Source organism: Pseudomonas sp. AP3_22 TE3818, assembly GCF_053628995.1.
In genome coordinates, this window is record NZ_JBRJHL010000001.1 from 1 (window position 1) to 13,291 (window position 13,291).

Here is a 13,291-nt window from a genome sequence, read left to right on the forward strand (position 1 = left end):
TGGCGCCCATGACGGCAACGACACCCTGCTGGGCGGTGCGGGCAATGACATCCTGTTCGGCTCGGGTGGTAACGACAACCTCGACGGTGGCAAGGGCAATGACATCCTGCTCGGCGGCACCGGCAACGACACGTTGATCGGCGGACAGGGCAACGACATCCTGATCGGTGGTTCCGGTGGCGACACCTTCGTCTGGAAAGCGGGCGACACAGGCACCGACGTGATCAAGGACTTCAAGGCCAGCGAAGGCGACCGGATCGACCTGCGCGATCTGTTGCAGGGCGAAACCGGCAGCACCATCGACAACTTCCTGAAGATCACTACGGTCGATGGCGTGTCGTCGCTGCAAGTCAGCTCGACCGGTCAGTTCAACGCTGGCAACGCCGCAGCCGCCACGCCGGACGTGACGATCAAGCTGGAGGGCAACAACTGGTCAAGCGCCAACCTGCACAACCTGATTGCCGGTAGCGACCCGACCATCAAAATCGATCACAACAACAGCTGATGCATGAAAACGGCCGCCCCTGCTGGGGGCGGTCGTCACGTTTGTGTCCACTGGCCGGTGACGATTTCGTCGCTGCGCCACATACTGGCGCGCAGTTGACCTATGCTGCTGACAGCATGACGCTGGTTCAATTCTGAGGGATGCTCAATGTTTTACGTGCAACGCGATGCGCAAGGCCTGTTGGTACGCGTGGAACCCGCCGCCTACGCCGAGGCCACGGAAACGCTGCCGGCCGACCATCATGAAATCCAGGCCTGGTTTGCCAATGCGGCGGTGGAGAACAGCCTCAAACAGCTCAAGCAAAGTGACCTGGAAATGATCCGGGTACTCGATGACTTGATTCAGGTGCTGACCCAGAAAGGCGTGATCCGCGTCACCGACCTGCCGACGGCGGCCCAGGCTAAACTCATGGACCGAAACCAGGCCCGTGAAGCCTTGGGAGGCTTGAGCCATTTGATCGATGATGAAGAGACCGGGCTGATCTGATCATTGATCTTCAGTGACTGTCCCAGCCTCATCGCGGGCAAGCCCGCTCCCACAGTGGATGGTGATTGCCGTGATTTTGTGAACAACCTCGAAACCTGTGGGAGCGGGCTTGCCCGCGATGACGGCATCACTGACAATCCAGCTCTAAAGAGTTACTTCCAGGGCTTGGGCTCGCCGAACAACTGACCCTGCACACCGTATAGCCCCATCTCGCGAATCACCGACAACTCGCCCTCCGTCTCGACTCGCTCGGCAATCAGCGGCAAATCAATGCTGTGCGCCGCTCGCTGGATCGCCTCGATGAACAGGCGTTTGTCACTCTCCAGGTCAATCGAGCGAATGTAGCTGCCATCGATTTTCAGGTACGCCAGCCCCAGCCGCGCCAGGTTGCCGATCATGCTGAAGCGTCCGCCAAAACGTTGCAGGCTCAGTGAGAAGCCGAGTTCGCGCAGGCGCCGGGTCAACTGCTCCAGCACCGCCTGATCAGGCAGTTGCTCTTCGCCAATCTCCAGGGTCAGACGCGGGCCGAGGTTGGAATGCGCACGCAGTAGCTCGAAGATTTTGTTTTGCGCCTGCGAGTCGCCCAGGGTCGCCGACGACAGATTCAGCGCCAGCGACTCCTCATGTTCGCTCATTTGCGCCAACACCCGTTCGAGCATCAACCGATCCAGGCGCGCGGTCCAGCCGAAGCGCTCCAGCCAAGGCAGAAAACGCCCGGCGGGGATGGTCTGGCCGTGTTCGTCGAGCAGTCGCGACAGCACTTTGTAATGCAGCACCAGTTGCGTGTCCTGGGCGGCCACTACCGGTTGGAAATACAGCTCGAAGCGTCGCTGTGTCAGCGCCTGGTCAAGCATCAGGTGCCAGGCGTGGTGATCGTCGCCGACACTGGCCGAGAGGCTGTGTTCGAGGCAGGCCCAATTCTGCTCGCCCTGACCTTCGGCCTGGGCCAGCGCCTGATCACCGAGGCTGAGCACGGCTTGCGGCGAGTCACCGTGAGCAAAAGGCGCCAGGCCGATAGACGCCACGGCAGCCACATCAGTGGCGCCGGTAGCGTGCAGACTGGCCAGGGCGCTGTCGAGGTTTTGCGCTAGTTGCAGCGCTTCCTCGCGCACCAGCCCCGGCGCCAGCACGGCAAATTCGCCGCCACGGATACGGGTCACCAGGTTCTGGGTTTCCGGATACTTGGCGCATTCGCGAGTCAGTTGCTCACCGACGGCCTTGAGCACTTCATCGGTGCGCTGGCCACCGAGACGCTGGTTGAGGCCCGCCAGATCCTTGACCCGCAACAGCAGCAGATAACCGGAGCTGGCCTGCTCCGGGTTGCTCACCCGCGCATTCAGCTGCATCTCGAAATAGCGCCGGTTGGCCAACCCGGTCAACGAATCCTGATAAGACTCGACCCGCAGTTTTTCACTACGCTCGGCCTGTTCCTGGAACAGCGCCTTGAGCTTCTCGACCATCTGGTTCATGGCCTGCACGACCCGGCGAAGCTCGGGAGTGCGCGGCAATTCCGGCAGGCTGAGGAACTCCCGTCGGGCGATGGCGTGGGATTGCTTGACCATGTAATCCAGCGGTCGCAATTGCTGGCGCAGCAACAGCGCGCCGAGCACCGCACTGACGGCGCCGCATAGCAGCAACCAGCCCAGGCTGCCCAAGGCGCTTTGCCACAACTTGGCCAGCGCGAACATCGGATGGCTGACAACCTCGACCCGGGCAGCCTGCTCCCAGCCGCGGCTGACGATCGCATCACCACCGGCGGGCTCCAGGCCGATCAGTTTGACGAACCAGTCCGGAACGTTGTTGACCGCCGGAATGCCCGTGCGCTCAACCAGGGGTTGGTCGGTCTTCAGATCGACCACGCGGATGCTCGCGTAGTAACCGCTGTCGAAGATCGAGCTGACCAGCAACTCGACCATCGCCGGGTCGTCGATATTCGGGGTCAGGGAAAGCGCCAGCGCGGTCGCGGCGTCCTGGGCATGGGAACGCAACTGGTTGACGTACTGAGTGCGCGAGCTCTCCAGACTGACCATGAAACTGCCGGTGAAGGCGACCACCAGGAACAGACAGATAGCAATCAACAGCTGTTTGAACAAAGACATCTGAGCACGTGCTCCTAGTTAGTCGTCTCGACCGGGAATCCTTCGGCCTGCATTTTTTTCAACACATCCTGCCAGCGCGACAGACGTTTGGTATCGCCGACCTTTTTGTTGCCTTTGGCACCCGGCAACCACAATCCCTCTGCGTTGAAAGAGTAGACCGGCAGCAAATCCTTTCGTTGGCTGGCCGGCTTGATTGCATCAATCAGGCTGTCGAGCACCAGGGGCTCGGCCTCCGGACTCGAGTAATAGGTCAGCACCATGTGCGCGCGGTTCTGGGTCAGTGCCTTGACGTAGGTAATACGCAGTTTTTCACTGGCTACACCGAGGTGACGCAGGCTGAAGTACTTGGCAATAGCGTAGTCTTCACAGTCGCCGGCGCCTTTCCACAGGGCTTCGATCGGGGTTTCCCAGTAGTCGACTTCATGCCACAGGTCGATGTCTTCAACGTATCGCAGCTGTTTGTTGAAGAAGCGATTGACCACGTTGAGTTGTTCCGACTCGCCGATCTGCTTCTGACTGGCCAACAAGTATTGCCAATCGTTAATGCGCTGCTGCCCCTCTCCCAAAGGTCCGTACAATGCCTGCGCCCGCCGGCTGATCAGGGAAAAGTCCCAATCGGCACTCAAGCAGCCCAGCATCACGCCCGCCAGCAGCAATGCGCTGCACAGCCAGCGTAAAATCCGGGGGATCGTTAAACATGCCGCCAATGCGAGGCATCCTGGGTAGGCAGGAGAGAGTCGTTCGAATGGTGAAGGTTAGTCCGGAAAAAGACAATGGCACGGTGAGATCACTGGCGGCGCGCTAAACTGCAGGAAAGGCATTCGTTCACTTGTTTGACAAGCTGTCAGGCAGTTACTAGTGTCATTTGGATCCAAAAAAAATCATTATTCAGGGTGCGTTTAGTGACACAAAAGCCCAACCCTCTCAGCAGTATCAAGGTCAACGGGCCGATTCCCGCACATCTGGCGCGCTCGGTGATCGAAGAAACCCTGCGCGCGGCGATACTTGACGGGCGCATCCCTTGCGGTGCGGCCCTGCGCCAGCAGGACCTCGCCGACCTGTTCGGCGTCAGCCGCATGCCCGTACGCGAAGCCTTGCGCCAGCTCGAAGCACAGTCGTTGCTCAACGTGGTGGCCCATAAGGGCGCCGTGGTCGCGCCGCTGGTCCAGGGAGACGCCGTGGAAACCTACGCGCTGCGCATCCTGCTGGAGTCCGAGGCCCTGCGTCTCTCGGTGCCATTGCTCCAGGACGAAGATCTCAAGCAGGCTGCCCGCTACATCGACGAACTCGAAACGCAAAGCGACTACACCGAAATGGGCCGGCTCAACCGCCTGTTCCACATGGCGCTTTACAGCCGGGCGCCCAATCGACGGCTGTTGAAACTGGTTGAAGACGGCCTGAACGAGGAAGAGCGCTTCCTGCGTTTCAACCTGGAAGCCATGGGCCTGGGCAAACTGTCCCAGGACGACCACCAGGCACTGTTGCGGGCTGCCGAAGAACGGGACGTAGAACGCTCCGTGAAGCTGCTCGAACATCATCTGAACCGAGGGGTCGAGGTCATTACGCGCTACCTCAACAGCCCTGAAGTCCAGGCCAGAAAAACGCCTAAGTAACCCGCGGCGGTAAGTGCAAGACGTGAGAAAGCCCGTTGTGGAGAGGCTCCACAACGGGCTTTTCAGTACCCCCGAAACGACAAAACCCCTGTCTGCGTTAGCAGACAGGGGTTTTGGAATTCAATCTTGACGATGACCTACTCTCACATGGGGAAACCCCACACTACCATCGGCGATGCATCGTTTCACTTCTGAGTTCGGGATGGGATCAGGTGGTTCCAACGCTCTATGGTCGTCAAGAAATTCTGTGACCAGCCCGTTAGAACATCAACGTGCCAGTGAAAACTAGTGACTTCTACTAAAACAAAACCCCTACCTGCATACGCAGATAGGGGTTTCGGAATTTAATCTTGACGATGACCTACTCTCACATGGGGAAACCCCACACTACCATCGGCGATGCATCGTTTCACTTCTGAGTTCGGGATGGGATCAGGTGGTTCCAACGCTCTATGGTCGTCAAGAAATTCGGGTACTGAGTCGCGGCCAGGTGGCCTCGCTTCAGCAAATTGGGTAGGTGATAGTCTGGTGTTTTGCGAGTCTCTCGAACTTTCGGTTCGTTTCGTCTTCACACACCGCAATCTGATGCTCTTTCGAGTAGTCAAATTGCTTGGGTGTTATATGGTCAAGCCTCACGGGCAATTAGTATTGGTTAGCTCAACGCCTCACAGCGCTTACACACCCAACCTATCAACGTCGTAGTCTTCGACGGCCCTTCAGGGGACTCAAGGTCCCAGTGAGATCTCATCTTGAGGCAAGTTTCCCGCTTAGATGCTTTCAGCGGTTATCTTTTCCGAACATAGCTACCCGGCAATGCCACTGGCGTGACAACCGGAACACCAGAGGTTCGTCCACTCCGGTCCTCTCGTACTAGGAGCAGCCCCTCTCAAATCTCAAACGTCCACGGCAGATAGGGACCGAACTGTCTCACGACGTTCTAAACCCAGCTCGCGTACCACTTTAAATGGCGAACAGCCATACCCTTGGGACCGGCTTCAGCCCCAGGATGTGATGAGCCGACATCGAGGTGCCAAACACCGCCGTCGATATGAACTCTTGGGCGGTATCAGCCTGTTATCCCCGGAGTACCTTTTATCCGTTGAGCGATGGCCCTTCCATACAGAACCACCGGATCACTAAGACCTACTTTCGTACCTGCTCGACGTGTCTGTCTCGCAGTCAAGCGCGCTTTTGCCTTTATACTCTACGACCGATTTCCGACCGGTCTGAGCGCACCTTCGTACTCCTCCGTTACTCTTTAGGAGGAGACCGCCCCAGTCAAACTACCCACCATACACTGTCCTCGATCCGGATAACGGACCTGAGTTAGAACCTCAAAGTTGCCAGGGTGGTATTTCAAGGATGGCTCCACGCGAACTGGCGTCCACGCTTCAAAGCCTCCCACCTATCCTACACAAGCAAATTCAAAGTCCAGTGCAAAGCTATAGTAAAGGTTCACGGGGTCTTTCCGTCTAGCCGCGGATACACTGCATCTTCACAGCGATTTCAATTTCACTGAGTCTCGGGTGGAGACAGCGCCGCCATCGTTACGCCATTCGTGCAGGTCGGAACTTACCCGACAAGGAATTTCGCTACCTTAGGACCGTTATAGTTACGGCCGCCGTTTACCGGGGCTTCGATCAAGAGCTTCGCGTTAGCTAACCCCATCAATTAACCTTCCGGCACCGGGCAGGCGTCACACCCTATACGTCCACTTTCGTGTTTGCAGAGTGCTGTGTTTTTAATAAACAGTCGCAGCGGCCTGGTATCTTCGACCGGCGTGGGCTTACGGAGCAAGTCCTTCACCCTCACCGGCGCACCTTCTCCCGAAGTTACGGTGCCATTTTGCCTAGTTCCTTCACCCGAGTTCTCTCAAGCGCCTTGGTATTCTCTACCCAACCACCTGTGTCGGTTTGGGGTACGGTTCCTGGTTATCTGAAGCTTAGAAGCTTTTCTTGGAAGCATGGCATCAACCACTTCGTCACCCAAAGGGTAACTCGTCATCAGCTCTCGGCCTTAAGATCCCGGATTTACCTAAGATCTCAGCCTACCACCTTAAACTTGGACAACCAACGCCAAGCTGGCCTAGCCTTCTCCGTCCCTCCATCGCAATAACCAGAAGTACAGGAATATTAACCTGTTTTCCATCGACTACGCTTTTCAGCCTCGCCTTAGGGACCGACTAACCCTGCGTCGATTAACGTTGCGCAGGAAACCTTGGTCTTTCGGCGTGGGTGTTTTTCACACCCATTGTCGTTACTCATGTCAGCATTCGCACTTCTGATACCTCCAGCAAGCTTCTCAACTCACCTTCACAGGCTTACAGAACGCTCCTCTACCGCATCACCCGAAGGTGATACCCGTAGCTTCGGTGTATGGTTTGAGCCCCGTTACATCTTCCGCGCAGGCCGACTCGACTAGTGAGCTATTACGCTTTCTTTAAAGGGTGGCTGCTTCTAAGCCAACCTCCTAGCTGTCTAAGCCTTCCCACATCGTTTCCCACTTAACCATAACTTTGGGACCTTAGCTGACGGTCTGGGTTGTTTCCCTTTTCACGACGGACGTTAGCACCCGCCGTGTGTCTCCCATGCTCGGCACTTGTAGGTATTCGGAGTTTGCATCGGTTTGGTAAGTCGGGATGACCCCCTAGCCGAAACAGTGCTCTACCCCCTACAGTGATACATGAGGCGCTACCTAAATAGCTTTCGAGGAGAACCAGCTATCTCCGAGCTTGATTAGCCTTTCACTCCGATCCACAGGTCATCCGCTAACTTTTCAACGGTAGTCGGTTCGGTCCTCCAGTCAGTGTTACCTAACCTTCAACCTGCCCATGGATAGATCGCCCGGTTTCGGGTCTATTCCCAGCGACTAGACGCCCTATTAAGACTCGCTTTCGCTACGCCTCCCCTATTCGGTTAAGCTCGCCACTGAAAATAAGTCGCTGACCCATTATACAAAAGGTACGCAGTCACAGAACAAAGTCTGCTCCCACTGCTTGTACGCATACGGTTTCAGGATCTATTTCACTCCCCTCTCCGGGGTTCTTTTCGCCTTTCCCTCACGGTACTAGTTCACTATCGGTCAGTCAGTAGTATTTAGCCTTGGAGGATGGTCCCCCCATATTCAGACAAAGTTTCTCGTGCTCCGTCCTACTCGATTTCATGACTAAGAGATTTTCGCGTACAGGGCTATCACCCACTATGGCCGCACTTTCCAGAGCGTTCCGCTAATCTCAAAGCCACTTAAGGGCTAGTCCCCGTTCGCTCGCCACTACTAAGGGAATCTCGGTTGATTTCTTTTCCTCAGGGTACTTAGATGTTTCAGTTCCCCTGGTTCGCCTCTTGCACCTATGTATTCAGTACAAGATAACCATCTTATGATGGCTGGGTTCCCCCATTCAGACATCTCCGGATCAAAGTCTGTTTGCCGACTCCCCGAAGCTTTTCGCAGGCTACCACGTCTTTCATCGCCTCTGACTGCCAAGGCATCCACCGTATGCGCTTCTTCACTTGACCATATAACCCCAAGCAATCTGGTTATACTATGAAGACGACATTCGCCGAAAATTCGCGATTAAACTCACAAATTTTACCTTAGCCTGATCCGTTACCAGTGAAAGTAACGTTCAGTCTATCTTTCTATCACATACCCAAATTTTTAAAGAACGAACTAGTCAAAGACTAGAAATCAACATTCACCATCGAACCGATGGAATGCTCATTTCTAAGCTTTATACAATCAGAAGCAGTAGTGGTGGAGCCAAACGGGATCGAACCGTTGACCTCCTGCGTGCAAGGCAGGCGCTCTCCCAGCTGAGCTATGGCCCCGTATTTCTACAGGCGTTTCCCACACAAAATTGGTGGGTCTGGGCAGATTCGAACTGCCGACCTCACCCTTATCAGGGGTGCGCTCTAACCAACTGAGCTACAGACCCAATTTCGGGCTGCTTCTTTTCGTCTTCTTCAATGAATCAAGCAATTCGTGTGGGAGCTCATGGAGCAGCTGAGTCGTCGATTAAGGAGGTGATCCAGCCGCAGGTTCCCCTACGGCTACCTTGTTACGACTTCACCCCAGTCATGAATCACACCGTGGTAACCGTCCTCCCGAAGGTTAGACTAGCTACTTCTGGTGCAACCCACTCCCATGGTGTGACGGGCGGTGTGTACAAGGCCCGGGAACGTATTCACCGCGACATTCTGATTCGCGATTACTAGCGATTCCGACTTCACGCAGTCGAGTTGCAGACTGCGATCCGGACTACGATCGGTTTTGTGGGATTAGCTCCACCTCGCGGCTTGGCAACCCTCTGTACCGACCATTGTAGCACGTGTGTAGCCCAGGCCGTAAGGGCCATGATGACTTGACGTCATCCCCACCTTCCTCCGGTTTGTCACCGGCAGTCTCCTTAGAGTGCCCACCATAACGTGCTGGTAACTAAGGACAAGGGTTGCGCTCGTTACGGGACTTAACCCAACATCTCACGACACGAGCTGACGACAGCCATGCAGCACCTGTCTCAATGTTCCCGAAGGCACCAATCCATCTCTGGAAAGTTCATTGGATGTCAAGGCCTGGTAAGGTTCTTCGCGTTGCTTCGAATTAAACCACATGCTCCACCGCTTGTGCGGGCCCCCGTCAATTCATTTGAGTTTTAACCTTGCGGCCGTACTCCCCAGGCGGTCAACTTAATGCGTTAGCTGCGCCACTAAGAGCTCAAGGCTCCCAACGGCTAGTTGACATCGTTTACGGCGTGGACTACCAGGGTATCTAATCCTGTTTGCTCCCCACGCTTTCGCACCTCAGTGTCAGTATCAGTCCAGGTGGTCGCCTTCGCCACTGGTGTTCCTTCCTATATCTACGCATTTCACCGCTACACAGGAAATTCCACCACCCTCTACCATACTCTAGCTCGTCAGTTTTGAATGCAGTTCCCAGGTTGAGCCCGGGGCTTTCACATCCAACTTAACGAACCACCTACGCGCGCTTTACGCCCAGTAATTCCGATTAACGCTTGCACCCTCTGTATTACCGCGGCTGCTGGCACAGAGTTAGCCGGTGCTTATTCTGTCGGTAACGTCAAAATTGCAGAGTATTAATCTACAACCCTTCCTCCCAACTTAAAGTGCTTTACAATCCGAAGACCTTCTTCACACACGCGGCATGGCTGGATCAGGCTTTCGCCCATTGTCCAATATTCCCCACTGCTGCCTCCCGTAGGAGTCTGGACCGTGTCTCAGTTCCAGTGTGACTGATCATCCTCTCAGACCAGTTACGGATCGTCGCCTTGGTGAGCCATTACCTCACCAACTAGCTAATCCGACCTAGGCTCATCTGATAGCGCAAGGCCCGAAGGTCCCCTGCTTTCTCCCGTAGGACGTATGCGGTATTAGCGTTCCTTTCGAAACGTTGTCCCCCACTACCAGGCAGATTCCTAGGCATTACTCACCCGTCCGCCGCTGAATTCAGGAGCAAGCTCCTGTCATCCGCTCGACTTGCATGTGTTAGGCCTGCCGCCAGCGTTCAATCTGAGCCATGATCAAACTCTTCAGTTCAAACATCTTTGGGTTTTGAGAAAACCCTAAACTTGGCTCAGCAATCGTTGGTTACATCTTTGATTTCTCGCGGAGTAACTTGTGATGCTGATAATCTGTTGACTAGCAGTCTGACTCCACAAGCACCCACACGAATTGCTTGATTCAGTTGTTAAAGAGCGGTTGGTTAAGATCTTTCGTCTCAACCGAGGCGCGCATTCTACAGCAGCCTCATTTGCTGTCAAGTGATTTTTTTCAGAAGTTTTCAAGGAATCCTTAACAACTTCAACCACTTGCGCTTTCGATCTCTCGTCAGCGGGAGGCGAATTCTACAGCGTTACTCGCTGCTGTCAACACCTCTTTTTCAACTTCTTTTGCGCTTCGATGACCTGAAGCAACCCGCTGCCGAAAACTGCGTAACTCTTTGTTTACCAAGGAGTTTTCCGTTTCGACTGCGCCGGAAGTGGGGCGAATTATAGACATCTCAAATCTGCCGTCAAGCACTGATTTTGCTTTTCTATCAATAACTTGCAGAAAGCGCTAAAACGCCTGATTTGAGGCCTATAATAGAGAAGCAAAAGCGCTCCCCTATATAGAAGAGAGCAATCAGAGCACGCCAGACGCCTTGAGCGCAGACACCGCTCCAGCATCCAGCCCCAGGACCCGATGCAATACCTCCTGCGTATGTTCACCCAGCAGAGGTGGCGCAAACCGGTACTCCACCGGGGTTTCGGACAGACGAATAGGGCTTGCCACCTGAGGCACCATTCCCGCCAGCGCATGTGGCAGCTCGATGGCCAAGCCGCGAGCCTTGACCTGAGGGTCGGCAAACATCTGCGCCAGGTCATTGATAGGCCCGCATGGCACGCCCGCCTGCTCCAGCTGCGCCACCCATTCAGCGGTGGTCTTGAACACCGTTGCCTGGCGGATCAGCGGAATCAGCAACGCACGGTTCGCCACCCGCACCTTGTTGGTGGCAAAACGCGGATCGTCCGCCCACTGCGGCTGACCGGCCACTTCCGCGAACTTGCGGAACTGCCCGTCGTTCCCGACGGTAAGGATGAAATCGCCATCCGCCGTAGGAAAGTCCTGATAGGGCACAATGTTCGGATGAGCATTACCCAAGCGTTTCGGCGCATTGCCTGTCGTCAGGTAGTTCATGGCCTGGTTGGCCAGACAGGCCACCTGCACGTCCAGCAGCGCCATGTCGATATGCTGACCACCGCCGTCGTGATCCCGATGCGCCAGCGCAGCCAGGATCGCGACAGTCGAATACAGCCCGGTCAGGATGTCCGTCAGCGCCACGCCAACCTTCACCGGCCCCGCACCTTCTTCGCCTTCAGGTCGCCCCGTGAGGCTCATGAGACCGCCCAGCCCCTGGATCATGAAGTCATAACCCGCACGCTTGGCGTAAGGACCGGTCTGGCCAAACCCGGTGATCGAGCAATAGATCAGGTCCGGATTGATCGCCTTCAGTGATTCATAGTCCAGGCCATAGGCCGCCAGACCACCAACCTTGAAGTTTTCGATAAGAATGTCCGACTTGGCCGCCAGTTCACGCACCAGCTTCTGCCCTTCAGGGCGAGTGAAGTCGATCGTGACCGATTGCTTGTTGCGATTGGCCGACAGGTAATAGGCGGCCTCGCTGGTGTTCTCTCCATAGGCGTCTTTAAGGAACGGCGGCCCCCAGGCGCGCGTGTCATCACCGTTACCGGGGCGCTCGACCTTGATCACTTCAGCGCCGAGGTCGGCCAGGATCTGCCCGGACCAAGGCCCGGCCAGCACCCGCGATAAATCCAGTACCCGTAGATGCGATAGCGCGCCCATGGACGTCCTCCTGTTAATAGAACGCCTGGATGCCGGTTTGCGCACGACCGAGGATCAGTGCATGGACGTCGTGCGTACCTTCATAGGTATTTACCACTTCCAGGTTCACCAGGTGGCGAGCAACGCCGAACTCATCGGAAATGCCATTGCCGCCCAACATATCGCGAGCCATGCGCGCGATGTCCAGGGACTTGCCGCAGGAGTTGCGCTTCATCATCGAAGTGATTTCGACCGCCGCCGTGCCTTCATCCTTCATACGACCCAACCGCAGGCAACCTTGCAGCGCCATGGTGATTTCGGTCTGCATGTCGGCCAGTTTCTTCTGGATCAACTGAGTGGCTGCCAATGGGCGACCGAACTGCTGACGATCCAGGGTGTACTGGCGAGCGGTGTGCCAGCAGAACTCGGCCGCACCCAGTGCGCCCCAGGAGATGCCGTAACGTGCCGAGTTGAGGCAGGTGAAAGGACCTTTCAGGCCACGGACATCCGGGAAGATGTTCTCTTCGGGCACGAACACGTTGTCCATGACGATTTCACCGGTGATCGATGCCCGCAGGCCAACCTTGCCGTGAATCGCCGGAGCGCTCAGGCCTTTCCAGCCTTTCTCCAGAACAAAGCCGCGGATATCGCCAGCATCGTCCTTGCCCCAGACCACGAACACATCGGCAATCGGGCTGTTGGTGATCCACATCTTGCTGCCGGTGAGGCTGTAGCCGCCTTCCACTTTGCGCGCACGAGTGATCATCGCGCCCGGGTCGGAACCGTGGTTAGGCTCGGTCAGGCCGAAGCAGCCGATCCACTCGCCCGAGGCCAGTTTCGGCAGGTACTTCTGCTTCTGCGCTTCGGTACCGAACTCATTGATCGGCACCATCACCAGCGAGGACTGAACGCTCATCATCGAGCGATAACCGGAGTCGATACGCTCGACTTCACGGGCGATCAGGCCATAGCTGACGTAGTTGAGGCCACTGCCACCGTATTGCTCGGGGATGGTTGCGCCCAACAGACCCACTTCGCCCATTTCACGGAAGATCGCCGGGTCGGTCTTCTCATGGCGGAAAGCTTCAAGAATGCGCGGCGCAAGGCTCTGCTGAGCGAACTGCGCAGCCGTGTCGCGAATCATGCGTTCTTCTTCAGTGAGCTGTTGATCCAGCAGCAGGGGATCGATCCAGTTGAAGCTAGCTTTACCGCCCATGAGTGTGTCCTCTCGAATCGGGTCAAATAACGTGG

General features: G+C 56.1%; 7 protein-coding genes, 2 tRNA genes and 4 rRNA genes. 3 read left to right on the forward strand and 10 right to left on the reverse strand.

Annotation, left to right across the window (positions count from 1 at the left end):
• Nucleotides 1–505: type I secretion C-terminal target domain-containing protein (locus AB7M25_RS00005; RefSeq protein ID WP_454236858.1), on the forward strand; the 505-nt coding region annotated here is incomplete at its 5' end.
• A 147-nt stretch (nt 506–652) separates the two neighbouring features.
• Nucleotides 653–991 carry a tryptophan synthase subunit beta gene (locus AB7M25_RS00010; RefSeq protein WP_429387345.1) on the forward strand — a complete coding sequence of 113 codons (339 nt, stop codon included), beginning with the start codon at nt 653–655 and terminating at the stop codon, nt 989–991.
• 152 nt (nt 992–1,143) lie between these two features.
• On the opposite strand, the gene lapD is transcribed toward AB7M25_RS00010, so the two are convergent.
• Nucleotides 1,144–3,090: a cyclic di-GMP receptor LapD gene (gene lapD, locus AB7M25_RS00015; protein ID WP_429387344.1), complete on the reverse strand. Its 1,947-nt coding sequence runs from the start codon at nt 3,088–3,090 to the stop codon at nt 1,144–1,146.
• 14 nt (nt 3,091–3,104) lie between these two features.
• Nucleotides 3,105–3,797, reverse strand: coding sequence for a cysteine protease LapG (gene lapG, locus AB7M25_RS00020; protein ID WP_429518338.1), 693 nt, complete (start codon nt 3,795–3,797; stop codon nt 3,105–3,107).
• A 195-nt stretch (nt 3,798–3,992) separates the two neighbouring features.
• Here lapG and AB7M25_RS00025 point away from each other — a divergent pair, with 195 nt between their 5' ends.
• Entirely contained in the window at nt 3,993–4,703 is a 711-nt protein-coding gene (locus tag AB7M25_RS00025; RefSeq protein WP_429387342.1) for a GntR family transcriptional regulator, read from the forward strand.
• 124 nt (nt 4,704–4,827) lie between these two features.
• Here the strand turns inward: AB7M25_RS00025 and rrf (AB7M25_RS00030) are convergent.
• The 8 genes from rrf (AB7M25_RS00030) to AB7M25_RS00065 all read right to left on the reverse strand — a co-directional run bounded on the left by rrf (AB7M25_RS00030) (nt 4,828) and on the right by AB7M25_RS00065 (nt 13,256).
• Nucleotides 4,828–4,943 (reverse strand): 5S ribosomal RNA (gene rrf / locus AB7M25_RS00030).
• A gap of 108 nt (nt 4,944–5,051) precedes the next feature.
• Nucleotides 5,052–5,167: ribosomal RNA gene (gene rrf / locus AB7M25_RS00035) — 5S ribosomal RNA — on the reverse strand.
• A gap of 157 nt (nt 5,168–5,324) precedes the next feature.
• Nucleotides 5,325–8,218 (reverse strand): 23S ribosomal RNA (locus tag AB7M25_RS00040).
• A 236-nt stretch (nt 8,219–8,454) separates the two neighbouring features.
• Nucleotides 8,455–8,530 (reverse strand) — tRNA-Ala (locus AB7M25_RS00045).
• A 30-nt stretch (nt 8,531–8,560) separates the two neighbouring features.
• Nucleotides 8,561–8,637, reverse strand: a tRNA-Ile gene (locus AB7M25_RS00050).
• A gap of 81 nt (nt 8,638–8,718) precedes the next feature.
• Nucleotides 8,719–10,255, reverse strand: a 16S ribosomal RNA gene (locus tag AB7M25_RS00055).
• The 16S, 23S and 5S rRNA genes sit together here with 2 tRNA genes alongside, the layout of an rRNA operon.
• Nucleotides 10,256–10,840: 585 nt before the next feature.
• Entirely contained in the window at nt 10,841–12,061 is a 1,221-nt protein-coding gene (locus AB7M25_RS00060) for a CaiB/BaiF CoA transferase family protein (RefSeq protein WP_429519396.1), read from the reverse strand.
• Nucleotides 12,062–12,074: 13 nt separating this feature from the next.
• Nucleotides 12,075–13,256: an acyl-CoA dehydrogenase gene (locus AB7M25_RS00065; RefSeq protein ID WP_007969743.1), complete on the reverse strand. Its 1,182-nt coding sequence runs from the start codon at nt 13,254–13,256 to the stop codon at nt 12,075–12,077.
• Nucleotides 13,257–13,291 lie beyond the last annotated feature (35 nt).

What these genes read in the sequence shown, in the direction of transcription:
- AB7M25_RS00010 (WP_429387345.1), top strand. Translation starts at nt 653, where the DNA reads ATGTTTTACGTGCAACGCGATGCGCAAGGCCTGTTGGTACGCGTGGAA.
- lapD (WP_429387344.1), bottom strand. Translation starts at nt 3,090, where the DNA reads ATGTCTTTGTTCAAACAGCTGTTGATTGCTATCTGTCTGTTCCTGGTG.
- AB7M25_RS00060 (WP_429519396.1), bottom strand. Translation starts at nt 12,061, where the DNA reads ATGGGCGCGCTATCGCATCTACGGGTACTGGATTTATCGCGGGTGCTG.
- AB7M25_RS00065 (WP_007969743.1), bottom strand. Translation starts at nt 13,256, where the DNA reads ATGGGCGGTAAAGCTAGCTTCAACTGGATCGATCCCCTGCTGCTGGAT.